Consider the following 24,472-nt stretch of genomic DNA (forward strand, 5'->3'; position numbering starts at 1 on the left):
TTTTACTAAGTTGACAACTGGTATAGTTGCCTGTTTCAAGCTTTAGCTAACTGGGACTTCGGATTGCTTTTTCTTAGAACGGCGGTTAAACCTGCGTCCCATCTCATCAATTACTGCATCTAAACCTGCGACATCACCGCTAGCTTTGGCATAACTATAAACTGCTAGTGCTGCTGCATACGCTTCACTAGCAGCAGCTATACAGGTATCATCCACCAATTCTTGCAGTTGCGTTAGAGACAACAGCACCGGATACAAGTCCTCATATATTTCCAAGTCCCGGCGCATTTCTTCTAAATCAAAGTAACGAGGCAAAAAATTAGGGTTTTGTGTTGCCACTTCTAAAGCTTTGCCGACAAAAGCCCGACTTTTATCTCCCATCTTCAGCATTGTTCGCCGATCTTCAGGGGTCAAATCAACCAAAAACGGTAACTTTTCTCTAATTGTAGCGATCGCCTGCATGACCGCTTCTTTGTCTGCTGGGGCTAAACTGGCACTGATACGATTTTCTGCCATTTTTAATACTCCTTTAAGGTACTTAATTTCAGTATTCCCAAAGTTAGAAAGGCGATCGCGTTTGTTGAGAGGTAATTAACAGAATTTTATCTAGATTTGCAAAAAAGAGACGGGAGTTTATAAGAAGAGGCTTAGGATAAACTAATGAAACTGAATCAAGAAATCAATGCGCAAACAAATTATCGAATATACATCTCCACTAGATGCACTGATTGCTCTTACTAAACAGTTAAATACTTATGAAATAAAGTACCAAATAAATTCAGAAGAATTTTTTGCTAAATATAGCCAAGGCGAAACTTCTGACGATGAAGTGTTTGTCGAATGGGCAGCAAACTACCAACATTATTTAGCTCTACACCAAGAAATAGAGAGCAAACTCAGAGATGTCGCGTGAAGTTATTCAAGCCTATTTAGATGAAGTTGAGCAACTTTTACTCAACTGCCATAACACATACGTTGAGGAATTTAGTGCAGTAATTTTAACGACAGAGAGAGCTAATCTCCGCATTAGGATACGTTTCGCTCTTAAATATTTACTGGCAGTCAGTGAAGCCTTTGTTATTGTAGATAATCAAATTACATATATTGATTACCGCTATCACTTTCAAGATGAGCAAAATAGTCTGATTTTCCGTTATGACAGTACACCGCACTTTCCCAACTTGCCTAGCTTCCCGCACCATAAACATCTTTTAAACGACGTAATTGCTTGCGATAAGCCACATATAGCCGATGTGCTACAAGAAGTGATGGAGTTTCTAGAGTAAGAATATGAAATTTGCATTGCAAAACAGAACCATTAAATGGAACAGTTAAGATTTTACTTATTGTTCTATTTCTCCTAACCGCTAATTACAGCGATCGCATCAATCTCTACCAACACATCTTTAGGTAAGCGCGATACCTGCACACAAGCCCGTGCTGGGGCTGTATTTTCCGGGAAATATTTCGCATATACGGCATTCACTGCCGCAAAATCATTCATATCAGCCAAAAATACAGTAGTTTTTACCACATCTTCAAAAGTCGCACCAGCTGCTGTGAGAATGGCTTCAAGATTAGCTAATACCTGCTCAGTTTGCTTTTTGACATCATCAGTGTAGACGACATCACCAAGGCGAGGATCGATGGCAATTTGTCCAGCGATGAATACAAATTGACCTGAAGCTGCGATCGCTTGATTATAAGGGCCGACTGGTGCGGGTGCGTTATCAGTATTAATTACTTTACGGGTCATAGATATTACTTTCTCTAACGATGTTTCCTGTTTACCGATTTCTGCTTCAGCTGCGATCGGTTTGTAGACTTCTCCATCTGGCATTATCGCACCAGTTAGGTCAGCATTTTTAAAGGTTGCCTCATAGATATTTGCTCCAGTTAAATCAGCCCTTCTCAAATTTGCTACATCTAAATTTGCCTTGGTTAAATTTGCCCATCGCAGATTGGCTTTTTCTAAATTTGCTTCTTGGAGAAATGCTTTTGTAAGGTTTGTACTTTGAAGAGATGCTGCTGTAAAATCTATACCAGCCAAATTCATACCTGAGAGATCAGCTTGGTACAGATTAGCTCTATGAAATATACTTCCTTGGAGTTTGGCACTTTGCAATATTGCCTCAGTTAAGTTTGCCAGAGTTAAGTTTGCTCCAATCAAGTACGCCTGACCGAAATCTGCCTTAGTTAGATTAGTTTTACTGAGATTAGCTTCAGCTAAGGAAGCCGCAGTCAGGTCTGCACTACTAAGATTTGCTCCACTTAAATTTGCTGTATCTAAGTTCGCATAAATTAATTTTGCACTACTTAGGTTTACACCTGTCAGGTTTGCCTGTTCTAAGTTTGCATAATTCAAATTTGCGCTATTGAGAGTTGACCAACTTAAGTCAGCACCATACAAGTCTGTCCAAGCAAAAATTGCTGAAGAAGCACTTACTGCATTTAACTTTGTATTTGCTAGAGACGCTTTAGTAAGATTTGTACTATTAAGCTTTGCTTGGGTTAAATTCGCTCTACTTAAATCAACTCCAGCCAAATTTGCACCGTATAGGTCTATTTCACTGAGGTCTGCACCTTTGAGATTTTCTTCACTCAAATTTTCTGAATGAAATTTCCGTTCCCCTGCGGCGTATTTCTCCAATAGTTCCTCAGCGTCCATAATGCACCTTTAAATACCACTGACACAGTATAATCACAAAAACTTTGTGTCATAGGTATTCCTCTCCTCTCTTCCTTCGCGTCCTTCGCGCCTTCGCGGTTCGTCCCTCTTACCCCAACCTCGGACGTATCCCATAATGCCGATACCGCCAATAATCGCGCAGAATGCGATCGTGGTCAAAACATAAATTACCAGGCACACGCCAATACTCAAAAATGCCTACACCCTGAGCATCATCACCAGCCTTTGGTTCCCCCGTAGCTGTCGCCAAAAACACAATACTAATGGTATGCTGACGCGGATCGCGATTTGGGTCAGAATATACCAGTAATTGTTCAACTAATTCCACCTGTAAACCCGTCTCTTCCTCAGCTTCTCGCCGCGCCGCCACTTCCACCGCTTCGCCATAATCTACAAAACCACCAGGAATAGCCCAACCTAAAGGTAGATTATGTCTTTCAATTAACACTATTGGCCGATGAGGTCGATCTACTAGTTCAATGATGATATCAACTGTTGGTGTAGGATTTCGGTAAGTCATATTTATTTAGTCATTAGTCATTAGTCATTAGTCATTGGTCATTAGTCACTTGTACTGAGTTTCGATTGCGCGGAAATCGAGCGAAGTCGAGATTCAACTACCGCGTAGTCATTGGCGCAGCCTCTCCAAGAGTTGTATTAGTCAATGGTTATTCCCAAAGGACAAATGACAAAAGACAAATGACAAACAAAATGAGTTTACTTGATTTCCCCTACAAATACCGTTCAGTGATAAATTTGATGCGATCGCCTAGCGTTTCCATCAGACAATTGCTCCCTCTCATAATTCAGGTTACTTATGCCTTTTCCTAGATCCAGTGGCATTTTGCTGCATCCTACCTCCTTTCCCAGTCGATTTGGCATTGGGGATTTAGGCTTAGAAGCCTATCACTTCATTGATTTTCTTAAAGAGAGCCATCAACAATATTGGCAAGTTTTACCACTGGGCCCCACTGGATACGGCAATTCTCCGTATATGTGCTACTCGGCAATGGCAGGAAGTCCTCTGTTAATTAGCCCAGAAAAGCTCTTAGAAGAGGGTTTGCTATCTGAAGAAGACTTTGCTAATTTACCAGAATTTCCGTTAGAAAAGGTAGATTTCGAGCAGGTTGTGCCGATTAAGATTGGGCTACTCAAAAAAGCCTGTGAGAACTTTAGAACCAATGCTACGCCCATCCAGCAGAAAGAGTTTGCAGGTTTTTGCGACAGTAAAGCTTATTGGCTAGATAATTACGCCTTATTTATGGCGCTGAAAGATGCCAACGAGAATGCAAACTGGCACGCATGGAAGCCAGAATTTGTCAAGCGCGATCCCCAAGCATTGGAGCAAGCACAGCATCGGCTCAATGGAGATATTTATTATTACAAATTCGTCCAATTTGAGTTTTTTCGCCAGTGGTCAGAACTAAAAAGTTACGCTAATATGCGCGGCATTAACATTATTGGCGATATCCCCATCTACGTATCTCATGATAGTGCCGACGTGTGGGCCCATCCCAACATTTTTTGCTTAGACGAAGAGACAGGTGCTGCTGCTCAAATGGCAGGAGTTCCACCAGATTACTTTAGTGCCACCGGTCAATTGTGGGGCAACCCGGTTTACAACTGGGAGGAATTGCAAAAACAAGACTTTAAATGGTGGGTACAGCGCTTTGAGGCAATGCTGGATTATGTAGATATAATTCGTATTGACCACTTCCGCGGCTTCGAGGCTTATTGGGCTGTGCCGCAAGGCGAACAAACTGCCATAAATGGTAAATGGGTGGAAGCGCCTGGAGATGCTTTTTTTGAAGTGATTAGGCAAAAGTTGGGCAAGCTACCCGTCTTAGCAGAAGATTTGGGAGTAATTACACCGGGGGTAGAAGCGCTGCGAGACAAGTATGAATTTCCGGGGATGAAAATTTTGCAATTTGCCTTTAGTGCTGATTCCACTAATCCATTTTTACCATTCAATTATCGGCACAATGCTGTAGTTTATACCGGAACTCACGATAATGATACAACTATAGGCTGGTTCAATACAGCTGAGGACGAGGAAAAGCAAAACTTGTTGCTTTATTTAGGTTCTATCAGCCCTGATGGCATTCACTGGGATTTGATTCGCCTAGCTTTGAGTTCTATAGCCAATCAAGCGATTATTCCCTTGCAAGATATTTTGGGATTAGGAAACGAAGCGCGGATGAATTTTCCCAGTATTGCTGAGGGTAACTGGGAGTGGCGCTATCAACCAGGAGCGATAACAGACGAATTGCGCGATCGCTTAAAAGTTCTTACCAAACTCAATGGACGCGCCCCAGAAGCACAATAAGGTAGTTCTTGATCGGGGAAGCAGGGGGAGATGGGTAAAAGAAGGCAGACAAGGAAGACAAGGGAGAGGGAAGAATAAATGCTTCCTTTTCCTCCTTTTCTCCTTGTCCCCCTTATCCTTCTCATCTTCCACAGTCTTTTTGTTCTCTATGAGACGCTGCGCGTAGCTTGCTTCTCTGTAAGAGTAGAATTTTGAGTTTTGTTAGCGCAGCGTTAGCGAGTCCGCGTTCGCGTAGCGTCTCGTAGAGAGCGTCATTTTGAATTGATTTCTCCCTCATCTCAAAACTTAGGCTTGGCAGCAATCCTAACTTCTTCCTCTTTCCCTGGTTCTCCCATTTCCTTGGCTTTCTCTTGATTGACGCTCACCAACACACCGCCAGCATTATCAGTTTTCACTGTCAGTTGCTCTTGGGCTTTCCAAACTCGGTGAGTTCCCTCTGGCAGGATACCCTCAAACTCGGTTTTGCCATCGGCTACTACACGAATCCAAGATGAGGCTTTTAAAGTCACACCAACCTGTACAACCTGTCCCTTTTGGACACCGCTCAGGGTATCGCTGACAGGTTGTACCTGTGTTGACTCTTTTAGTTGAGCTAGTTCTGGTTTAACAACAGACTTTTGTTTTGGATATTGCTGGTTTGGGCTATTACCTGCTTGTAGTAAAGCGTTATTTAATAACTGAGACAACCCATTTACAGAGCATACTATTAGCAATATGTAAAGAAAGTAAAGATGAATCGGACGTAGTTGAGCCAGGGGTGAAGTATTCCCCCTACTGAGAGGGCTAACTTGTGCAGAACTGATTGGAAAAGTGCCAGAAAATTCTACTCCATTCAAGCCTAGTGCATCGGCAAATTGCCTGATTAAACCCTGAATATAGACTGGTTCTGGTAGATCGTTTAAATTACCTTCTTCGATCGCCTGCAATAATCTTCGGGGAATCCGAGTCAATGCAACCACTTGCTCTAGGGATAGACCCTGTTCTTGACGCAATGCCCAAAGTTGAGCGCCTAATTCTGCCAACTTTTCGGCTCGTTGTTCCTCTAATGAAAGTGATGGCTGGTGCTTATTCTTCTTTCTTAGCCATTTCATGCCTACTGACACTCCTTAACTCCACTGAATCAATAATTAGGTTGCGTTATCTGATCTTGCAAAAAGTGAATCTCACGATCTTTGAGGGAACGATATTTACCCTCTGACAAAAAGGGTTGCTTTGGAGTTTGTAATTGAATTGGGCCGATAGCAGTCCGATGCAGTTTGATTACTGGGTATCCCAACTGTTGAGCTATACGGCGAATTTGGCGATTTCTTCCCTCCTGCAACACTATTTCTAAAACGCTTTCCTCGGTACGACGTTCTATTAGGCGTACCTTAGCGGCCCTGGTTTTTCTACCCTCCAATATCACACCTTGACGCCACGTCTGTAGTACTGTTTCTGGAGGATGTCCTTTGACCAAAACATGATATGTCTTGGAAATACTGTGACGTGGATGGGTTAGTCCAAATGTCAGTTCTCCGTCATTAGTCAGGATTAATGCTCCTGTAGAGTCTGCATCTAGACGGCCAACTGGGTGAATACCTGAACCCTCCCGTAATTCTTTCGGTAGTAGATCCAGGACTGTTGGTCTGTGATGAGGGTCGTAGCAAGTCGAAACCACTCCCGCTGGTTTGTGCAGCAATAGATATATTAAAGGCGGACGCTGCTTTTCGGATACAGCCTTACCATCAATTGCGATCGCATCTTTTTCGGGATCGACTTTTTGACCTAAATGTGCCAATACCCCATTAATCCGCACCCGTGAGTGCCTAATCATTTCTTCGGCTTCACGACGTGAGGCGATACCCCATTGAGCAAGAATTTTTTGTAACCGTACCTCCATGTGGAAATTGCTTATTTACTGCTATCAATTAAATGATATTTGCATTTTGTAGCGAGTAGGCATAAATGTTACATTTAAAGCTTATTTAATTTCGGTTCGGTTGTTGAGCAAATACTCCTAAATAGATTGGTTAAATGCCAGAGCAAAATCCCCAAACAACAAGTGGAAATAAAATCCGCATAATTACGCAGGTACTCACAACAGCAGTCAAGCTCTGGTTGAGAGCGCAGGTCAGCCAAATATCGGAATTAGAAGTAGAGATTAAAGCTAGCGATCGCCAACTTTTCTCTGGACGCATTCCTTCGGTATCTGTTTTTGCTACTCATGCAGTTTATCAAGGTCTCCTAATTACACAAATTCAATTAATAGCAGAAAATATTCGAGTAAATATCGGTTCCGTACTCAAGGGTAAATCTCTGCGACTGTTAGAAACAGTACCAGTGGTTGGCGATTTAATCATAGACGAGAAGGATCTGAATGCTTCTCTCTCATCAGACTTATTATCGACTGCTTTGAACGATCTATTGGTTAAGGTTTTACCAAAAGATTATCCCCAGTCACAACCAATCAAGTGGCAAGAAATTCTCCTTGGGAACAACCAAATTATACTGCGAGGTTTGAGAGTAACCAATAGTGAAACAACGCCTCTAGAGATTTGTCTGGGCTTACAATTACTCAGTGGACATGAGTTGCAACTGGTAGATATCCCAATCAAACCAGACCAAGGAGATATATTAAAAGACAATTATGAGTACAATCTGGATCTTGGCTCAGATGTAGATATCGAAGAATTAACGCTGATCCCAGGAAAGCTGGTATGTCGTGGGCGGATTAACGTTAACCCTTGACGATCGCAAATTAAAAAATATTAATACCCTATTTTAAAAGATGTGGCATCTCTTGGAACAAGAGGCAGGGGAGCGGAGGAGCAGGGGAGCAGGGGAGAAGTAAGTTGCAGTCAGTTTTATCTCCTCTGCCCCTCTGCCCCTCTGCCCCTCCGCCCCTCTGCCCCTCTGCCTCTTCTTCCCAATACCCAACTCACCTATTTACTAAGTAGTGGCAAAAGTAATGTCACAAAATAGTAAACCAAAGGAGCAGTAAAAATATAACTATCGGTACGGTCTAAAATACCACCATGACCGGGGATTAACTGCCCAGAATCTTTAACTCCAGCATCCCGCTTGAGCATAGATTCTGTCAGATCCCCTAAAAGACTAGCAATGCCAATCAGCAAACCCAATGCCAAACCTGTGAAGAGGGATTTGGGCAAGTGAAGATAATAGGCTCCTGCTATGGCTACGGCAACACTTGAAGTGATACCAAAGACAGCCCCTTCGACAGTTTTTTTCGGGCTAATATCAGACAAACGGGTTTTCCCAAAGAATTTGCCAATAGTATAAGCACCGATATCAGCTGCCCAAATACACAAAAAAGTCAGTAGTGTGGCTGTAAAACCTTGTGCTAAAGAAGCGGAATTTGCCTTTTCCCAGAAATCTGTCCAGGTTGTGGGCCAGTAACCTCCGAAAGGGAGATTGCTAAAAGCAGCGCTATCAATTGCTCGTAATCGCACCCAGTAACTTGGTAAATAACCGACGTAAAACAGCCCCATAATAGAAGCGGAAACATCAGCGATCGTGGCAAATTTGGGTTGAAACAGCAAGTAAAAACAAATAAGTGTGCCAGCTATTGGCATCACAGCGTCAGCTAAACTGCCATCAATGGTACAAATCACCAGCAAGACTTGGCTGACACCCATAGTGGTTTTAGCGGCGGGAGCGATGCCTCTGGCTCGCACCAAATTAAAATATTCCTGTTGGCCCAAAAAGATGATGACCGCAAAGATGATGGTAAAGTACCAACCCCCCAAAAGGGTTGCGGAAAGAGCAAGAGCGATCGCAACAATTCCACTAATAATCCGAGACCAAGGCATAAAAGTATTTTGGATTTTGGATTTTGGATTTTGGATTAGAGATTAGGTATTCGAGATTAGGGATTGGTAATTGTGGCTTGGTTTCTGATGACATATCACCTAAATCCCCAATCTAAAATCTAAAATCGTTCGACTGAGCGACTTGCCTTGACTTGTGCCAAGCCTGTCCTGAGCGTACCCGTACCCCTCCGGGGAAGCAAGCTACGCGCAGCGTCTCCGACAGGAGAAGGGCAAAGCCGAGGTAGCGAAGTCGAAAGCAGCCGAAGTCTAAAATCTAAAATCTTTTTGATTTAGTCTAGTTTCTCACCACTGAGGATAAAAATGGGATCGACGGCGGTAAAGGTTTGAGAAAAGCCGCGTGTCTCTAGGCGGTTAACCGCAGACTGAACGACTTCGATATTTCTAGCTCTTAATAGGGAAAAGCTCTGGGAAATAGCATACAGACTTTCTAGATTAGCAGCTGTGGCTACAACCCGACCGGATGGCGGCAAATAATGCCAAGCTGCTTGCAGAATTTCCTGAATAGGTCGTCCTCCCTCAATACAAACGCGATGAGGGGTAATTTTGAGGTCATGTAAACACTCTGGGGCGCTGCCTTCGACAACTTCGACATTTTTCACATCAAAGCGATCGCAGTTACGCTTGATCAGATTAGCGACTTCTTCATCCCTTTCGATAGCGATAATTTGTCCGCCTGGACACAATAGCCCCACCTCTACCGGAATTGTACCTGTCCCTGCACCAATATCCCACAACACAGAATCTGATTTTAGCCGCAGTTGAGAAATCAATAGCAGTCGGACTTCTCGCTGGCTCAGGGGAATTCCTGGCAAATGCTCAAATAAGTCATCGGGAATACCTGGAGTAATATAAGGCCAAAGTTGGGAGGTCATAGAATTACGCAATTATACTAAAGATATCGATTTGCCAAATTGAAAAGCTATCAGCTATAAAACTTTTCAACCGTAGCATTATAAGAAAACATAATGATTGGTGAAATATTAGGCGAACGCTACGAAGTTCAGCAGCTATTAGGAAAAAAAGCAGGGCGACGGACGCTATTAGCTCGTGATTTGCAAACTCAAAAATTAGTTGTCATTAAATTACTCTCTTTTAGTAGTGACTTTGAGTGGGATTCACTCAAGTTGTTTGAGCGAGAAGCTGAAACTTTAAAAAACCTAGCACATCCCTCAATTCCTGGCTATTTAAACTATTTTGAGGTAAATTTACCAACCATCCAAGGATTTGCTCTAGTACAAACTTATATCCCTGCACAAACTTTAGAGCAATGTTTACAAACTGGGCGGACTTTTACCGAAGCTGAAGTCAAACAGATAGCCAAAGCACTTTTAGAGATTCTCGTTTACCTACATGAACTACATCCGCCTGTAATTCACCGTGATATTAAGCCTAGCAATATTTTATTGGGGGAGCGTTCTGGAAATAGTGTCGGTCAAGTTTATTTGGTAGATTTTGGCTCAGTGCAGACTGTCCTAGCTAGCGAAACCGGCACAAGAACTGTAGTAGGAACTTATGGTTATATGCCACCAGAGCAATTTGGCGGACGCACTGTTGCAGCATCAGACCTTTATAGTTTAGGCGCAACCTTAATTTACTTGGTGACGGGGACTCATCCAGCCGATTTACCCCAAAAAGATTTTCGCATTCAGTTTGAACAATTGGCTAATCTGAGTCCCAGCTTTAGCAATTGGTTAAAGTGGATGATTGAACCTAGTTTAGAACGGCGTTTGAGTTCTGCTAACCAAGCGATTGCAACTTTAGAGAAACCACAACCGACAAATTTGCCTACTTTGGTTGTTGGCAAACCAAATGGAAGTAAGATTCAACTAACCAAAAATGGGGATTCTTTAGAAATTATCGTTCCACCATCTGGTTTCGATCCATCAATAATATTTACAGGTTTGTTTGCGATCGTCTGGAATTCATTTATCTTATTTTGGACAATTGGCGCACTCTCAGCACCTTTTCCTGTCAACATCCCCTTTGCCTTGTTCTCGCTTCCATTTTGGGGTGCTGGCTTTATGATGGTGTATAAATTTTTCTTTCATTTTTTTGGACGCATCTGCTTACGCCTGAATCCCGAACAAATAACCCTAACCTGGGAGTTGTTTGCTTGGAAATTTTATCGTCCCCGTGCATTGCCAAGACACAGTATTAATAAATTAGTTTACATTCCCAAACATTTTACAAAAGATTCTGAAGGCACGAGAATTGCTGTTCCCGCACAATTGGATATTTGGGTAGGAGTAAAAAAATATCAACTTGGTGGTAGTGATGGTGCAATTAAATCGGAAGCGGAATTGGAATGGCTAGCTCATGAATTAAGCGATTGGTTAGGTTTGCCAATTACCAATCCAATGAAAAGTTAGTTGCACTCATCAGTGGCGAACTTATGGGATGTGAGCCATCAATGTCTATATTTAATTACAGATGCCTTAGAGGAAATTTATATGTTTGGACTGGGATGGCCAGAAATAGCTGTAATTAGCATAGTCGCTATTCTAATTTTCGGCCCAAAAAAAATTCCTGAACTGGGGACTGCACTGGGCAAAACCTTACGAGGTTTTAAGGAAGAGATGAAAACTCCCAGTGAAGAAACCAATCAGGAAGAAGAAAAACAGTAATTAAAATAGTCAGGAGAAGTCAGCGCACTGACTCCTCCTGACTACAGCAAGGTATTAACAACAGAAGAAGGCGCGATCCCATTTTGGGAATCAATGACAGTTGTGCCGGGATTTTGTTGGTGTGTCTCTTCCTTGGCTAAACCACGCAGCTTAATTAACTTAATCGCGCGAGTAACACTTTCTGGCAAAATTACGACCAGGCTGTTATCAGGAGCCATGTCTAAGCCTTTATTGATCGCTTGGGTTTCATCCAGAATTGATTCATAGCGGATATCAGGTTTAACTTCCGTGATGCCTTGAATAATCAACTGGGCGGCTGATCCCCGTAGTCTTCCCCGTGTATCATCATCTTCTTTGATGATGATGTAATCAAAAATTTGCGCTGCTAATTTGCCCAAAGTAACAAAGTCTTCGTCGCGGCGATCGCCTGGCCCGCCAATTACGCCAATCCGTTGTCCTGTAGTCCAGTTCCGCACAAAGGAACCTACAGCTTCATAACTGGCTGCGTTGTGGGCATAGTCCACCAAAGCGTGGTAGTTGCCTAAATTAAATAGATTCATTCGTCCCGGTGTTTGGCTAACTGAAGCCCGGAAGGTCTTCAAACCAGCACGAATCTGCTCAATTGTGACGTTTTGCACAAACGCTGCCAAACTTGCTGCTAAAGCGTTGGCAATCATAAACGGCGCACGTCCGCCCATTGTTAAAGGTATATTTTCGGCTCTTTCTATGCGGTGTGTCCAATCACCTTTAACAATTGACAAATAGCCATTTTCATATACTGCCGCTACTCCACCCTTTTGGATGTGCTTCCGCACTAATTCCGAATCGGGATTCATGGTGAAGTAAGCAATATTAGCTTTAGTTTTTTCTGACATAGCAGCAACGCGGCGATCGTCGGCGTTAAGTACCGCATAGCCATCAGGGAATACAGCTTCCGCTACTACACTTTTGAGGTTAGCTAACTGCTCAATGGTATCTATATCGCCGATTCCTAAGTGGTCGGATGCTACATTCAATACCACCCCCACATTTGCGGCTTCAAACCCCAATCCAGAGCGGAGAATGCCACCGCGAGCTGTTTCCAGCACTGCTACCTCTACTGTGGGATCTTGGAGGATGACGTGGGCACTTTGGGGGCCTGTATTATCACCAGCTTCTACTAAGTAATCACCGATATATGTTCCATCGGTAGTAGTATAACCTACGACTTTCCCCGTCTGTTTATAAATATGTGCTAGCAGTCGAGTAGTGGTGGTTTTGCCATTAGTACCCGTGATGCTGAGGATGGGAATTTGGCTAGATTGCTCGTTAGGAAACAGCATATCCATCACTGCGCCAGCGACGTTGCGGGGAATACCCACGCTTGGGGCAACGTGCATCCGAAAGCCGGGAGCGGCGTTAACTTCAACAATCACGCCATCAACTTCCCGCAGAGGACGGCTAATATCTGTGGTGACGATATCAAGTCCGGCGATATCCAAACCGATTATCTTGACTACTCGTTGTGCCAACCAAAGATTTTCTGGGTGAATTTCATCGGTACGATCGACGGCACTACCACCTGTACTTAAGTTTGCCGTTGCTCTGAGATAACAAATAGTACCCTTGGGTGGCACGCTATTTAGGGTGTAACCTTGCCTTTCTAGCAACTGGTAGCTGGTGCGGTCTAGTTCAATTTTGGTCAGGACGTTATCATGTCCTTCACCGCGATTTGGGTCAAGGTTGGTTTCTTCGATTAGTTCGGAGATGGTGGATCTGCCGTTGCCGATCACATGAGCCGGGACACGTTCGGCTACTGCTACTACTTTTCCATTTACCACTAGTACCCTGTGGTCGCGCCCAACGTAATATCTTTCGACAATAATTGACCGGGAAACTTGTCTGGCAGCTTCATATCCAGCTTCAGCTTCTTCCCAAGTTCTGATATCAATGGTGATCCCACGTCCATGATTGCCATCTAGTGGCTTGATAACGATGGGATAGCCGCCAACGAATTCAATGGCTTGTTCTAAGTCGTCTAAGAAGTTGATTACTGTACCTCTGGGTACTGGCGCACCAGCAGCAGCGAGGATACGTTTAGTGGCTTCTTTATCGCAAGCTAGCTCTACGCCCAGAATGCTCGTGTTGTCCGTCATCGTGGCCTGCATCCGCTTCTGGTTGACGCCGTAGCCTAGCTGAATCAAAAAGCGGGCTTCCAGCGACATCCAGGGAATGCCTCTTTTTTCTGCTTCTTTGACGATCGCTTCCGTAGAAGGACCTAAGGAAGCATCACGCGTGAAGTCTTTCAGGTCTTGGATATCTTGCTCTAGTTCTGCCTTGGGATAACGTCCTCGATCGACGATACTCTGGCACAGCCGTACTGCGGCTCGTCCAGCGTAGCGTCCCGCTTCCTCATTCAGGTATTCGATTACTACTTGGTAAATTCCGGGTGTGGCAGTTTCGCGGGTGCGACCAAAGCCGACATGCATACCAGCTAATTCTTGGAGTTCTAAGGCTACGTGTTCCACTATGTGGCCAATCATAGTGCCTTCTTTGACTCGCATTAGAAAACCACCACGACAGCCAGGCGAACAATAGTGGCCCTCCAGACTTGGCAGCGCCTCAACTAATCCTTCATAAAAGCCAGGGATTTCATTCGAGGGCGTCTCGCCAAGGGTTTCTAAATCGAGGCGCATGACGATCAGCTTGTGGCGTCGAATGCTCCAATAGTTTGGGCCGCGTAATGTCTGGATCTTGAGGATTCTCATGGGAATAGGTAGATGGAGATTCGGAACCAAAATTCTAGTTTCTTACTGGAATTGACCGCTAAACTGTTCGCTAGAAACAGTTTTTTCTTTTTACATGGTATTCTTATCATTTTTCTACGGTAAGAAATAATAAATGTGCGGTCAACTCAGTGTAACCTCAGATACTCTATCCCGTCAGCTGGAGATTCGGTGTACAGCAGGCAATACAGTCCGCTGGTACAAGTGGAAGCGATCGCCGTAGCTGAGGATATGAAGACGTAAATTATGTACGGTTAAGGGTTCATTAGCGCCGACATGGGGTTCGTTGGTGTGGGTTAGCTCAGTGGGATCGACAATGGTGACACTGCCTTTGCCCATGACTTGTAACCAACCATCACGTTCAAACACAGCACAAGTATCTTCGTCAATGCCAATACCTAAGCGATCGGGATGAGCTGCGATCGCACTAATCAGTCGCCCCATCCGATTACGGTTGTGAAAATGTTGGTCAACGATCACTTCTGGAATAAATCCCAAACCCGTTGCCATATCCACTAGGGAACGATTGGGCGTCTCTCCACTACCGCCGCCTGCAATCATGTGATGCCCCATCACCGCTGCTCCTGCACTGGTACCTGCTAACGTCAGTTGCCCCGCCCTCACCCGCTGACGAATAATTTCCATTGCTGGCGTATCTGCCAATACGCCACAAAGACGCAGCTGGTCTCCTCCTGTCAAAAATACCCCACTACAGGCTTCTAAGGATGCTTTGATCTGGGAAGCTTCACACTGTTCTCGTTCGCGGATGTCTAAAATCTCTACCTTCTGGGCACCCATTTCTTCAAAAATGCGAATATACCGACCACCGATGATGGCAGGTTCGCGAGAGGCAGATGGAATAATTGTAATATAAGCCTTACTAGCACCGGCACGTCCAAAAAAAGTTCGTAGGATTTCGCGTCCATGAACTTTATCTTCTGCACCTCCGATAACCAGAACGGCGGTTTTTGTTGCTTGGGGTGTCCTCATTTCTAGCGATTTAGCTTGTAATTGCGGCATTTTGGTTCTCCTGTCAACAACTTCAGGTGAATTTAACAAGGTTCAGTTGCCTGATAATTTTTGCGCTTTGCAACTTTCGAGAGGACACTTTTTGGAAGTTTGGAACTGGATCGGCTACTCTCCAAATTCTCGCTTAACGCACACGAAACCTCAGTCTAAACGTGTTTGTTGCTATTCCTCAAAGCCAGCGCCTTGTTTTTCACCTGTCCACTTGTAGCAGGGCAAAATAGTCTTTAAGTGGCTATATTCCCCCTTTATGGTTGGGGAAGAGCAGTTAAGACTACGCTTTTTTCTGAGGCTGGCTCGATGCATCCTGGAAGTTGTTAACTTGATATGATTATTAATTTAAATGTAGTTGTGACAACATTTAAACATAAATTAAGTAATTAGAAAAACTTTTGATCCCATCTAAAATCCAGGAGGTCTGGTAGTTTTAGATACTATTGATAAAGTTTAACTGGAGTTTAACCCGACCTTGGCTTGCTGGTGTTTGCTAGACATTCAAATTTAAGATTAGTGTCCTCGAATACGAATAACTGTGCGCTTTGATATAGTTACGCTTTTTCCTGACTGTTTTAACTCTGTTCTCAATTCTGGGCTGCTAGGTAAAGCCTTAGCCAAACAGATTGCCGAAGTGCATCTGATTAATCCACGGGACTTTACCACTGACAAGCACCGAAAAGTAGATGATGAACCCTACGGCGGTGGTGTTGGGATGCTAATGAAGCCAGAACCTATTTTTACCGCTGTGGAGTCGCTGCCGATGCTACCCCGAAGAGAAGTAATTTTGATGAGTCCACAGGGTCAAACAATTAATCAACCTCTTTTGAAAGAATTGGTGACAAATTATGACCAGTTAGTAGTTATTTGTGGGCATTACGAAGGAGTTGATGAAAGGGTACTACATTTGGTAACTCGTGAAGTATCTTTGGGCGATTTTATTCTGACTGGTGGGGAAATTCCAGCAATGGCTTTGATTAATGGCGTCGTGCGGCTGCTCCCAGGAACCGTTGCCAAAACTGAATCCCTCATAGCAGAAAGTTTTGAGGAAGGGTTATTGGACTATCCCCAATATACTCGCCCTGCGAATTTTCGCGGGTTGAAAGTGCCTGATGTCTTGCTTAGTGGGAATCATGCAGCGATCGCCCGGTGGCGTTACGAACAACAAATTCAAAAAACCCGCGATCGCCGCCCCGATCTCTTGGAGAAATTGACGCAGGGGGAGCAGGGGGAGCAGGGGAAGCAGGGGAAGCAGGGGAGCAGGGGAGCAGGGGAGCAGGGAGAGAATAATAATTTCATTTCTAACTCTTGACTAATGACCAATGACCAATGACTAATAACTAATGACTAAAATTCGTATTGGTAATGGCTACGATATTCATCAACTGGTGAGCGATCGCGCTTTGATTTTAGGTGGAATTAAAATTACCCATGAACTCGGTTTATTGGGGCACAGTGACGCTGATGTGTTAACACACGCAATTATGGATGCCATGCTTGGGGCATTATCTTTGGGAGATATTGGTCATTATTTTCCGCCTAGCGATCCTCAATGGGCAGGAGCAGATAGTTTAATACTATTAACTCAAGTAAATCAACTAATTCGGGATCGAGGCTGGCAGGTGGGAAATATTGACTCGGTGATAGTAGCAGAACGTCCAAAATTAAAACCACATATTCACAATATGCGTGACAAACTAGCGGCGGTTTTAGAATTAGAACCAAATCAAATTGGCATCAAAGCTACCACTAACGAAAAATTAGGCCCCGTTGGACGTGAAGAAGGTATATGTGCTTATGCTGTTGTCTTACTAGTTGTTTCAGAGTAACTTTTGTTTTAACCTCTGATCGAGATATTGAAGGCTGATTAGGATGGAAATAAATTTGGAATTATGAAATTTTTTAGACAAATTTTTCTGGCAATTAATTATTTTTGGTTGCCAATAATTTTGACTTCAGCAACAGCACTTACACTTACCGCCTGCAACCCCACTAACTTTAAAAGTGCCGCTGCTCAAATGCCGCAATTGGTAAGTGCCATTCTTAGCGATCCCAAAACCTTCAACTATCCTTTGAGTCAGGAATCTCCGAATGTTTTTCCTCTGATTTATGAAGGATTAACTTCTGAAAACCCCATAACTGGCAAAATTGAGCCTTCTTTAGCAGAGTCTTGGGAAATTTCTGATGACAAATTGCGATTTGTTTTTACCTTACGTAAGGAATTGAAATGGTCTGATGGAGAACCTTTAACAGCAGATGATGTAATATTTACCTTCAACCAAATTTACCTGAATGAAGCGATTCCCGCAGATGCTAGAGATGTGCTACGGATTGGTGAAAGTCGGGCTTTACCAAAGGTACGAAAAATCGATACTCAACGGATTGAATTCACAACTCCAGAACCATTTGCACCATTTTTGGGAACTCTAGGACTACCAATTTTACCTGCTCACACCCTAGAACCATTTATCAAGACAAAAGACCAAGAGGGTAAGCCCATATTTTTGTCAAAGTGGGGTGTTGATACTCCTCTAGATCAAATTATCGTTAACGGCCCTTACAAGCTAGAGCGCTACGACACCAGTCAGCGTGTAGTGTTCAGGCGTAACCCCTATTATTGGCGCAAAGGGCCAAAAGGAGAATCCCAGCCTTATATTGAACGGATTATCTGGGAAATTGTGGAATCAACAGATACCTCCTTGCTACAATTTCGTTCTGGTGGATTAGATACTGTGGGAGTCTCACCAGATTATTTTTCTTTGCTAAAGGTGCAAGAAGAGCAGGGAAATTTCAAAATTTTCAATGGTGGCCCAGCAACTGGTACGACGTTTGTTTTATTCAATTTGAATAAAGGTAAAAGGAATGGAAAACCGCTGGTCGATCCAGTTAAATCGCGTTGGTTCAATACTGTAGAGTTTCGGCAGGCAGTAGCCTATGCAATTGATCGGCAAACAATGATTAACAACACTTTTCGTGGCTTAGGTAAACCACAAAATTCGCCAATTTCTGTGCAAAGCCCTTATTATTTGTCGCCAGAAGAAGGTCTAAAAGTTTATAACTACAATATAGAAAAGGCCAAGGAACTGCTATTAAAAGCAGGATTCAAATATAACAACAACCAACTAATTGACGATCGAGGAAACCGCGTCCGCTTCTCGTTACTCACCAATGCTGGTAACAAAATCCGCGAAGCAATTGGATCGCAAATTAAACAAGACCTGAGTAAAATTGGTATTCAAGTCGATTTCACTCCTCTAGCATGGAATACTTACACAGATAAGCTGTCAAATTCATTAGACTGGGAAGTTTCTATGCTGGGTCTGACTGGTGGTTTAGAACCAAATGATGGGGCTAATGTCTGGTCTCCCGAAGGTGGATTACACATGTTTAATCAGAAACCCCAAGCTGGACAAAAGCCAGTGCAAGGTTGGGAAGTGGCTCCTTGGGAAGCAGAAATTGCTAGGTTATACATTCAAGGAGCAAGGGAATTAGATCCAGCAAAGCGGAAAGAAATTTATGCCGAAACCCAAAAGATTACCCAAGAAAATTTACCGTTTATTTATCTAGTTAATGCTTTATCAATGTCAGCAGTGCGTAATCGCTTTGAAGGCATCCAATACTCTGCACTTGGTGGCGCATTCTGGAACATTCATGAAATTAAAATCACGGATTAATCATGGGGCATTATAAGGTATTGGAAATTAGTTATTGAACTACTGAATAAATGACAAAGAACAAAGGGCTAATTACCAATGACTGATGAAAAAACTTTGCGATCGCTACTCGTCGCGGTTGCCAATGGTAAAGTTACCCCAGATACGGCTTTAGACTCACTCAAAGACTTAACTTATGAATCTGTGGGTGAGTTTGCCAAAATTGACCATCATCGCCAGCTAAGAACTGGTTTCCCAGAGGTGATTTGGGGCCCTGGTAAAACTCCCGAACAAATTGCTCAAATTATGGAAGTGATGCGCCTCCGCAACCCGGTGGTGATGGCGACTCGGATTGAACCAGCAGTTTATGCCGTATTAGAATCAAAAGTTAGCGGTTTGCGATATTACGAATCGGCGCGAATTTGTGCGATCGCTCCCCTTACTATCGAACCACAATTTGCGGGTGAAATTGGCATTCTTTCTGCTGGTACCGCCGATTTACCCGTTGCTGAAGAAGCAGCTGTCACTGCTGAACTTTCTGGTTTTCGAGTACAGCGTCTCTGGGATGTTGGCGTTGCTGGGATTCATCGGTTGCTGAGTAACCGCCATCTGATTGAGTCAGCATCAGTGTTGATTGTTGTAGCTGGGATGGAAGGCGCTTTACCCAGCGTTGTCGCAGGTTTAGCAAGTTGTCCCGTGATTGCCGTACCCACCAGCATTGGTTATGGCGCAAGTTTTGGTGGTTTAGCACCTTTATTGACAATGCTTAACTCTTGTGCAGCGGGAGTAGGCGTAGTAAATATTGATAATGGTTTTGGCGCAGCAGTTTTGGCGGGACAGATTTTGCGGACTGCCGAGAAATTGCGGTTGGCATCGGCTACATCTTGAGTTAAGACATTGAAGTTACATCCAATATTTCAGTAAATATCAGTAATTAATGTAAATAATAAACTGATGCTGAAATTTGCCACCCCTAACTTCTTAATCACCAAAGATGAGCAATTACAGCGATTTGACATCTCAGTTACTTTGGCATTTGCCTGTAAATTGGACAGCCCTAGCACAAACAATCACCGATCCAAACGTTATGGGTCAGATGCAAAAAGCTTGGAGCCACTTTATACAAACAGGTCAAGTATGGGCATTGTTGATTGGTTTAGTCATTGGCTATATGATTCGGAATCTAACTAGCTACGGTTAAATTTAAAAGTTAGGAGTTGAAAGTGAGGAGTGAGAAGTTAGGAGTCAAAAACTCATAATTCCTCACTCTTAACTCTTAACTCTCGCCCACTCTTTTCATAATTTATGACCAAAAAAGAAACTTGGAGCCAGCGGTTTGAATCAGCGTTGCATCCAGCGATCGCTCGTTTTAATGCCAGCATAAGTTTTGATATTGAATTAATCGAATACGATCTCACTGGTTCTCAAGCTCATGCCAAAATGCTTGCTCACACAGGCATTATCTCCCCAGAAGAAGGAGAGCAACTGGTTGTCGGTTTAGAACAAATTCGCCAAGAGTACCGCCAGGGAAAATTTCAGCCCGGTGTCGATGCTGAAGATGTACATTTTGCAGTTGAAGGCCGACTGACAGAAATTGTTGGCGACGTGGGTAAAAAGTTGCATACAGCGCGATCGCGCAATGACCAAGTTGGTACTGATACCAGACTCTACCTGCGCGACCAAATCCAACAAATCAAAAGCGAATTGCGAGAATTCCAAGGCGTTTTACTGGATATAGCCGAAAAGCACGTTGAAACCCTGATTCCTGGTTATACCCACCTCCAACGCGCTCAACCGGTGAGTTTAGCTCACCACCTTTTGGCATACTTTCAAATGGCGCAACGTGACTGGGAACGCTTAGGAGATGTTTCTCGCCGCGTGAATATTTCACCTTTGGGATGTGGTGCTTTAGCGGGAACTACTTTCCCCATCGATCGCCACTACACAGCCAAACTCTTGAATTTTGACGATATTTATGCTAATAGCCTCGATGGAGTGAGCGATCGCGATTTTGCGATCGAATTTTTGTGTGCTGCTAGCTTGATTATGGTTCACCTCAGCCGCCTTGCAGAAGAAGTCATTCTTTGGTCATCTGAAGAATTTCGCTTTGTCACCCTCAAAGATAGCTGTGCTACTGGTTCCAGTATCATGCCCCAAAAGAAAAACCCCGATGTCCCAGAATTGGTGCGGGGGAAAACAGGACGTGTATTCGGTCATCTCCAGGCGATGTTAGTGATTATGAAGGGGCTACCCCTGGCATATAACAAAGACTTACAAGAAGATAAAGAAGGTCTATTTGATAGCGTTAACACAGTCAAAGCGTCTCTAGAAGCAATGACGATTTTGCTCAGGGAAGGCTTAGAATTTCGTACCCAACGGTTAGCATCAGCGGTGGCAGAAGATTTTTCTAATGCTACCGATGTAGCAGATTATCTGGCAGCACGGGGCGTTCCTTTCCGGGAAGCTTACAACCTTGTGGGTAAGGTAGTAAAAACTAGTATTGCCGCAGGTAAACTCTTAAAAGATTTGAAATTGGAAGAGTGGCAACAACTACATCCGGCATTTGCAGCAGATATTTATGAGGCGATATCCCCCCGTCAAGTTGTTGCTGCGCGTAACAGTTACGGTGGCACTGGCTTTGCACAGGTAAACAAAGCACTCATAGCCGCCCGTGCTCAAATTGCTCAATAGAGGGAGTGGGGAGTAAGAATTTTAGATTTTGGATTTTAGATTGAAATTGAATCCAAAATCCTCAATCCAAAATTGAATTGTCCAATGCCCAATAATAAATAAGGGCGTACAAATAAATGTGCGCCCCAAAAGGTAAATAACCCAAACAATAAGGATTTAGGCAAGCACCTTAGTCAGTGTCAGCTGCTGTTGCTGCGCCTTCTTCTTCTTCACTCTTTGGTGGTCTTTGTTGGAACCTTCTCTGCATTCTTCCTGTCGTAGTCCGTTTACGAAACTTTCTGGCATACGCCTGGTTACGTAGCGCCTTTTCTTTTTTCGGGTTACGGCGCTTGGCCATGTTCACCTCTATTAATAAACAACAAAAAAGTAGCAACTAGGCATCACTTAGGCAATATTAGCTACCAATGTTATTGATATACTTCTAGCCTAGTGCAGCAATAAATACGCTTTAAACAGTGTACTAGTCTATCGCATTATACCTAAGTTTGTCAATAAAAATTATGAATTTTCCCTGCTAGCAAGACGAAAAATATCTTTTCTGAGATTCCAATCTATTTAATAGATTGGAAATTAGCTCATTAGTTATTGTTCTTGAAACAAACCAATATTATCAAGAAATAATTCATAAGGCATAGCTGGGTTTAAGAATAGAGTCTAAATATTTGATTTAGCGATCTTTAATTAATTGTAGGTTTTAAACCCTACTTAATTGCCTCTTATAAATTCAGAATTCAGAATTTTGGATTTTGACTCATTATTCATATTATTTTTTTAATGTGTTCTAAAAATCTATTAGTAACAGCTGCTTTCAGCAGCACTAATGCTACCTATAAACTGGAAATTTACCTTTTTCAAGAAATATTATGTATATATAAACACAGTGCTGCTCTTGAAACTTGATGTTAGAATTGATAATATTCTACGTAAATCGTGAGAATAAAATCTCAACCCACAAACATTTTTGTATAAAACAAAACTCAGCAAAAATTTGATTAGTTGAGCCTATGTTAAGTGGTAGGGAACTACAGAATACAACACATAAATTTTGAAGATTGAACGTTATTGCTTTTTTTCCGGCAGCTGTAGAGTCCACACGTAGCTTATGGCGTATTGGACAAACAGTATTGGGTATAATATTTCGTCATCCCATTACTGGCACTAGTATCATCCCAATTTTACCCGATGGTCGGATTGTACTGATCCGGCGGCGCGACAATGGTCTTTGGTCATTGCCTGGAGGGATTGTAGATTGGGGAGAAGATATTCCCAATACAGTTCGCCGGGAATTGATGGAGGAAACCGGGCTAGAATTGGTGAAAATTAACCGTTTGGTAGGAGTTTACTCTGCACCAGACCGCGATCCCAGAATCCATTCAATTTGTATTGTGGTTGAAGCCGAAGTGTATGGGACAATGGAGATTCAAGACACTTTAGAAGTCATGGAAATCCAAGCTTTCTCTCCCAGTTTACTACCTTCAGAAAAGATGTCTCACGACCATACTAGGCAGTTGCAAGACTACTTGAATGGCTTGACAACACTGGCATAATAATATTTTGTCATTTGTCATTTGTCATTGATCATTTGCCACCAAAGTTACGATTTAAGGAATCTTCTCTACGAGAGGCTCCCTCAAGGAGACGCTAAACGAATCGCACCACATCTTTGTGTTTGTAATTTGACTAATGACTAATGACAAATGACTATTTATTATGGTGCTAAAAGTTAACTACTAAATAAAATGGATACACTATTCCGTAACTCCCGGAGAAAGCTCTCTCAAGGGCTACTTTTCTGGCGTGAAGTCGGTGAAAAAACTCCTATAATTTTTTTACATGGTGCTTGGAATGAGAGCAGTCAATGGTTATCTGTGATGGAATCCCTTGCACAAGATTTTCATTGTTTTGCACCTGATTTGTTAGGATTTGGTGAATCAGAAAATCCCAATATCCACCATTCGATAGATTTACAAGTTGAATGTCTAGCTGAATTTTTGCAAGCTGTGAAGCTAGAAAAAGTATATTTAGTGGGGCATTCTCTTGGGGGTTGGATTGCTGCTAGCTATGCTTTAAAGTATCCAGAGAAAGTTGATGGTGTGGTACTGCTAGCACCAGAGGGCGTGGAGATACCAGGACAAGAAGAGTATTGCCAGAAGATGCGGCGATTATTGAATTATCCACCACTAGTAGTTAAGTTGTTGCGATCGCTAACTCCCTTGACTAAAATCCTGGGTTGGCATGAAAAAATTGCACAAGACTTGCAGTTGCGTCAATCGCTATTGCCGTATCCTATAGGTTGCCAGTTACTTTTCAAACGGCGACAAGTAGAAATTGAGGCGGAATTACTGCAAAAGCAGCTTTATATGATAGATGTCCCAGTTTTTATTTTACAAGGTGGACAAGATACACCAGATGCTTTAGCCAAAAGCCGTGTTTATGCTCAACTGATACCGAAAGTCGAGTTGAAAATGATTGCTCATGCTGGAAACGATTTACCAGAATCTTGTGCTGAGGTTGTGGCAACCGAAATTCAGGAGTTTATTCAAGGTATTTTAAAAATCCATAATTTCAACGAGTTAAACTAACTCATTCAGGGTTTGTTGCCAATCCACTACACATATTCCTTCGCTGTTCCGAACGTTACGCCAAGGAAAAAAAGGTGGTAGAACTTTACCCAATGGCAAGGATTGTGCCTCAATCAAGGCATCGATTTTTGCCCTAACTACTAGCAATTATGCTGAAGAAAGGGTATCCAATTGCTGCATAATTACATCTAGCTGTGAAGTTTTGGGCATAGTTTATTTAGGGGCAAACTTCTCTTTTAATTCTATGCTATCTGGGCTTTGGATTTTGGATTGTCTCTTTGCCGTGAAAAAT

General features: G+C 43.0%; 26 protein-coding genes. 15 read left to right on the top strand and 11 right to left on the bottom strand.

Translation table 11 applies throughout. The features are described from left to right. Positions 1–42 precede the first annotated feature (42 nt). On the bottom strand, positions 43–516 hold the full coding sequence (locus V7K84_RS05825; protein ID WP_334836877.1) for a hypothetical protein: 474 nt from the start codon (positions 514–516) through the stop codon (positions 43–45). A 166-nt stretch (positions 517–682) separates the two neighbouring features. Between V7K84_RS05825 and tumA the strand changes: the two genes are divergently transcribed. Continuing rightward, positions 683–913 (top strand): antitoxin TumA, encoded by a 231-nt coding sequence (tumA, locus tag V7K84_RS05830; RefSeq protein WP_334836878.1) that lies wholly within the window; start codon positions 683–685, stop codon positions 911–913. Then, positions 903–1,286, top strand: coding sequence for a toxin TumE (gene tumE, locus V7K84_RS05835; RefSeq protein ID WP_334836879.1), 384 nt, complete (start codon positions 903–905; stop codon positions 1,284–1,286). The genes tumA and tumE overlap by 11 nt, the downstream gene beginning before the upstream one ends. Before the next feature lie 74 nt (positions 1,287–1,360). Here tumE and V7K84_RS05840 read toward each other — a convergent pair whose 3' ends face one another. Further along, positions 1,361–2,668 (bottom strand): Rid family detoxifying hydrolase, encoded by a 1,308-nt coding sequence (locus V7K84_RS05840; RefSeq protein WP_334836880.1) that lies wholly within the window; start codon positions 2,666–2,668, stop codon positions 1,361–1,363. 109 nt (positions 2,669–2,777) lie between these two features. Beyond that, positions 2,778–3,209 (bottom strand): NUDIX hydrolase, encoded by a 432-nt coding sequence (locus tag V7K84_RS05845; protein WP_334836881.1) that lies wholly within the window; start codon positions 3,207–3,209, stop codon positions 2,778–2,780. A 179-nt stretch (positions 3,210–3,388) separates the two neighbouring features. Between V7K84_RS05845 and V7K84_RS05850 the strand changes: the two genes are divergently transcribed. Together V7K84_RS05850 and malQ are read left to right on the top strand one after the other, a co-directional pair. Beyond that, on the top strand, positions 3,389–3,520 hold the full coding sequence (locus V7K84_RS05850; RefSeq protein WP_334836882.1) for a hypothetical protein: 132 nt from the start codon (positions 3,389–3,391) through the stop codon (positions 3,518–3,520). Further along, positions 3,507–5,015 carry a 4-alpha-glucanotransferase gene (gene malQ / locus V7K84_RS05855; RefSeq protein ID WP_334836883.1) on the top strand — a complete coding sequence of 503 codons (1,509 nt, stop codon included), beginning with the start codon at positions 3,507–3,509 and terminating at the stop codon, positions 5,013–5,015. Before V7K84_RS05850 ends, malQ begins: the two co-directional genes overlap by 14 nt. Before the next feature lie 278 nt (positions 5,016–5,293). Here the strand turns inward: malQ and V7K84_RS05860 are convergent, their stop codons facing one another. Both V7K84_RS05860 and V7K84_RS05865 read right to left on the bottom strand, forming a co-directional pair. Further along, on the bottom strand, positions 5,294–6,106 hold the full coding sequence (locus tag V7K84_RS05860; protein ID WP_334836884.1) for a helix-turn-helix domain-containing protein: 813 nt from the start codon (positions 6,104–6,106) through the stop codon (positions 5,294–5,296). 29 nt (positions 6,107–6,135) lie between these two features. Beyond that, positions 6,136–6,894 (bottom strand): pseudouridine synthase, encoded by a 759-nt coding sequence (locus V7K84_RS05865; RefSeq protein WP_334836885.1) that lies wholly within the window; start codon positions 6,892–6,894, stop codon positions 6,136–6,138. A gap of 134 nt (positions 6,895–7,028) precedes the next feature. Between V7K84_RS05865 and V7K84_RS05870 the strand changes: the two genes are divergently transcribed. Beyond that, positions 7,029–7,742, top strand: a complete 714-nt coding sequence (locus V7K84_RS05870) for an LmeA family phospholipid-binding protein (RefSeq protein WP_334836886.1) — start codon at positions 7,029–7,031, stop codon at positions 7,740–7,742. A 194-nt stretch (positions 7,743–7,936) separates the two neighbouring features. On the opposite strand, the gene V7K84_RS05875 is transcribed toward V7K84_RS05870, so the two are convergent. Beyond that, a complete protein-coding gene (locus V7K84_RS05875; protein ID WP_334836887.1) occupies positions 7,937–8,824 on the bottom strand; it encodes a phosphatidate cytidylyltransferase in 888 nt (295 codons plus the stop codon). Between the two features lie 290 nt (positions 8,825–9,114). Continuing rightward, positions 9,115–9,717: a precorrin-6Y C5,15-methyltransferase subunit CbiT gene (cbiT, locus tag V7K84_RS05880; protein WP_334836888.1), complete on the bottom strand. Its 603-nt coding sequence runs from the start codon at positions 9,715–9,717 to the stop codon at positions 9,115–9,117. A 93-nt stretch (positions 9,718–9,810) separates the two neighbouring features. Between cbiT and V7K84_RS05885 the strand changes: the two genes are divergently transcribed. Next, positions 9,811–11,214, top strand: coding sequence for a serine/threonine protein kinase (locus tag V7K84_RS05885; protein WP_334836889.1), 1,404 nt, complete (start codon positions 9,811–9,813; stop codon positions 11,212–11,214). Between the two features lie 81 nt (positions 11,215–11,295). Beyond that, positions 11,296–11,469 (top strand): twin-arginine translocase TatA/TatE family subunit, encoded by a 174-nt coding sequence (gene tatA / locus V7K84_RS05890; protein WP_094348761.1) that lies wholly within the window; start codon positions 11,296–11,298, stop codon positions 11,467–11,469. 41 nt (positions 11,470–11,510) lie between these two features. On the opposite strand, the gene cphA is transcribed toward tatA, so the two are convergent. Next, a complete protein-coding gene (gene cphA, locus V7K84_RS05895) occupies positions 11,511–14,216 on the bottom strand; it encodes a cyanophycin synthetase (protein ID WP_334836968.1) in 2,706 nt (901 codons plus the stop codon). Between the two features lie 174 nt (positions 14,217–14,390). After that, entirely contained in the window at positions 14,391–15,254 is an 864-nt protein-coding gene (locus V7K84_RS05900) for a cyanophycinase (protein WP_094348499.1), read from the bottom strand. A gap of 538 nt (positions 15,255–15,792) precedes the next feature. Here V7K84_RS05900 and trmD point away from each other — a divergent pair. The 6 genes from trmD (at position 15,793) to argH (ending at position 21,598) form a co-directional block, all read left to right on the top strand. Next, positions 15,793–16,566 carry a tRNA (guanosine(37)-N1)-methyltransferase TrmD gene (trmD, locus tag V7K84_RS05905; RefSeq protein ID WP_334836890.1) on the top strand — a complete coding sequence of 258 codons (774 nt, stop codon included), beginning with the start codon at positions 15,793–15,795 and terminating at the stop codon, positions 16,564–16,566. 31 nt (positions 16,567–16,597) lie between these two features. Further along, positions 16,598–17,083 carry a 2-C-methyl-D-erythritol 2,4-cyclodiphosphate synthase gene (gene ispF, locus V7K84_RS05910; RefSeq protein WP_334836891.1) on the top strand — a complete coding sequence of 162 codons (486 nt, stop codon included), beginning with the start codon at positions 16,598–16,600 and terminating at the stop codon, positions 17,081–17,083. Positions 17,084–17,146: 63 nt separating this feature from the next. Then, positions 17,147–18,928: an ABC transporter substrate-binding protein gene (locus V7K84_RS05915; protein ID WP_334836892.1), complete on the top strand. Its 1,782-nt coding sequence runs from the start codon at positions 17,147–17,149 to the stop codon at positions 18,926–18,928. Between the two features lie 78 nt (positions 18,929–19,006). Beyond that, positions 19,007–19,795, top strand: coding sequence for a nickel pincer cofactor biosynthesis protein LarB (larB, locus tag V7K84_RS05920; protein ID WP_334836893.1), 789 nt, complete (start codon positions 19,007–19,009; stop codon positions 19,793–19,795). A 106-nt stretch (positions 19,796–19,901) separates the two neighbouring features. Continuing rightward, positions 19,902–20,108: a hypothetical protein gene (locus tag V7K84_RS05925; protein ID WP_292780927.1), complete on the top strand. Its 207-nt coding sequence runs from the start codon at positions 19,902–19,904 to the stop codon at positions 20,106–20,108. Positions 20,109–20,212: 104 nt separating this feature from the next. Beyond that, a complete protein-coding gene (gene argH / locus V7K84_RS05930; protein WP_334836894.1) occupies positions 20,213–21,598 on the top strand; it encodes an argininosuccinate lyase in 1,386 nt (461 codons plus the stop codon). A 169-nt stretch (positions 21,599–21,767) separates the two neighbouring features. On the opposite strand, the gene V7K84_RS05935 is transcribed toward argH, so the two are convergent. After that, a complete protein-coding gene (locus V7K84_RS05935) occupies positions 21,768–21,935 on the bottom strand; it encodes a hypothetical protein (protein WP_012412073.1) in 168 nt (55 codons plus the stop codon). A gap of 715 nt (positions 21,936–22,650) precedes the next feature. Here V7K84_RS05935 and V7K84_RS05940 point away from each other — a divergent pair. Then, the gene (locus V7K84_RS05940) at positions 22,651–23,145 is read left to right on the top strand and encodes an NUDIX hydrolase (RefSeq protein ID WP_094348491.1); all 495 of its coding nucleotides are present in this window, start codon (positions 22,651–22,653) and stop codon (positions 23,143–23,145) included. A gap of 192 nt (positions 23,146–23,337) precedes the next feature. Continuing rightward, positions 23,338–24,180, top strand: a complete 843-nt coding sequence (locus tag V7K84_RS05945) for an alpha/beta fold hydrolase (RefSeq protein ID WP_334836895.1) — start codon at positions 23,338–23,340, stop codon at positions 24,178–24,180. Here V7K84_RS05945 and V7K84_RS05950 read toward each other — a convergent pair. After that, positions 24,172–24,327: a hypothetical protein gene (locus tag V7K84_RS05950; RefSeq protein WP_334836896.1), complete on the bottom strand. Its 156-nt coding sequence runs from the start codon at positions 24,325–24,327 to the stop codon at positions 24,172–24,174. The genes V7K84_RS05945 and V7K84_RS05950 overlap by 9 nt on opposite strands. Between the last annotated feature and the right edge of the window lie 145 nt (positions 24,328–24,472).

The organism is Nostoc sp., assembly GCF_036917315.1.
Lineage (GTDB): Bacteria > Cyanobacteriota > Cyanobacteriia > Cyanobacteriales > Nostocaceae > Nostoc.

Bases quoted from the DNA above. Each gene is read 5' to 3' on its own strand.
- V7K84_RS05825 (WP_334836877.1), bottom strand. From the start codon at position 516: ATGGCAGAAAATCGTATCAGTGCCAGTTTAGCCCCAGCAGACAAAGAA.
- tumA (WP_334836878.1), top strand. From the start codon at position 683: ATGCGCAAACAAATTATCGAATATACATCTCCACTAGATGCACTGATT.
- tumE (WP_334836879.1), top strand. From the start codon at position 903: ATGTCGCGTGAAGTTATTCAAGCCTATTTAGATGAAGTTGAGCAACTT.
- V7K84_RS05840 (WP_334836880.1), bottom strand. From the start codon at position 2,668: ATGGACGCTGAGGAACTATTGGAGAAATACGCCGCAGGGGAACGGAAA.
- V7K84_RS05845 (WP_334836881.1), bottom strand. From the start codon at position 3,209: ATGACTTACCGAAATCCTACACCAACAGTTGATATCATCATTGAACTA.
- V7K84_RS05850 (WP_334836882.1), top strand. From the start codon at position 3,389: ATGACAAACAAAATGAGTTTACTTGATTTCCCCTACAAATACCGTTCA.
- malQ (WP_334836883.1), top strand. From the start codon at position 3,507: ATGCCTTTTCCTAGATCCAGTGGCATTTTGCTGCATCCTACCTCCTTT.
- V7K84_RS05860 (WP_334836884.1), bottom strand. From the start codon at position 6,106: ATGAAATGGCTAAGAAAGAAGAATAAGCACCAGCCATCACTTTCATTA.
- V7K84_RS05865 (WP_334836885.1), bottom strand. From the start codon at position 6,894: ATGGAGGTACGGTTACAAAAAATTCTTGCTCAATGGGGTATCGCCTCA.
- V7K84_RS05870 (WP_334836886.1), top strand. From the start codon at position 7,029: ATGCCAGAGCAAAATCCCCAAACAACAAGTGGAAATAAAATCCGCATA.
- V7K84_RS05875 (WP_334836887.1), bottom strand. From the start codon at position 8,824: ATGCCTTGGTCTCGGATTATTAGTGGAATTGTTGCGATCGCTCTTGCT.
- cbiT (WP_334836888.1), bottom strand. From the start codon at position 9,717: ATGACCTCCCAACTTTGGCCTTATATTACTCCAGGTATTCCCGATGAC.
- V7K84_RS05885 (WP_334836889.1), top strand. From the start codon at position 9,811: ATGATTGGTGAAATATTAGGCGAACGCTACGAAGTTCAGCAGCTATTA.
- tatA (WP_094348761.1), top strand. From the start codon at position 11,296: ATGTTTGGACTGGGATGGCCAGAAATAGCTGTAATTAGCATAGTCGCT.
- cphA (WP_334836968.1), bottom strand. From the start codon at position 14,216: ATGAGAATCCTCAAGATCCAGACATTACGCGGCCCAAACTATTGGAGC.
- V7K84_RS05900 (WP_094348499.1), bottom strand. From the start codon at position 15,254: ATGCCGCAATTACAAGCTAAATCGCTAGAAATGAGGACACCCCAAGCA.
- ispF (WP_334836891.1), top strand. From the start codon at position 16,598: ATGACTAAAATTCGTATTGGTAATGGCTACGATATTCATCAACTGGTG.
- V7K84_RS05915 (WP_334836892.1), top strand. From the start codon at position 17,147: ATGAAATTTTTTAGACAAATTTTTCTGGCAATTAATTATTTTTGGTTG.
- larB (WP_334836893.1), top strand. From the start codon at position 19,007: ATGACTGATGAAAAAACTTTGCGATCGCTACTCGTCGCGGTTGCCAAT.
- V7K84_RS05925 (WP_292780927.1), top strand. From the start codon at position 19,902: ATGAGCAATTACAGCGATTTGACATCTCAGTTACTTTGGCATTTGCCT.
- argH (WP_334836894.1), top strand. From the start codon at position 20,213: ATGACCAAAAAAGAAACTTGGAGCCAGCGGTTTGAATCAGCGTTGCAT.
- V7K84_RS05935 (WP_012412073.1), bottom strand. From the start codon at position 21,935: ATGGCCAAGCGCCGTAACCCGAAAAAAGAAAAGGCGCTACGTAACCAG.
- V7K84_RS05945 (WP_334836895.1), top strand. From the start codon at position 23,338: ATGGATACACTATTCCGTAACTCCCGGAGAAAGCTCTCTCAAGGGCTA.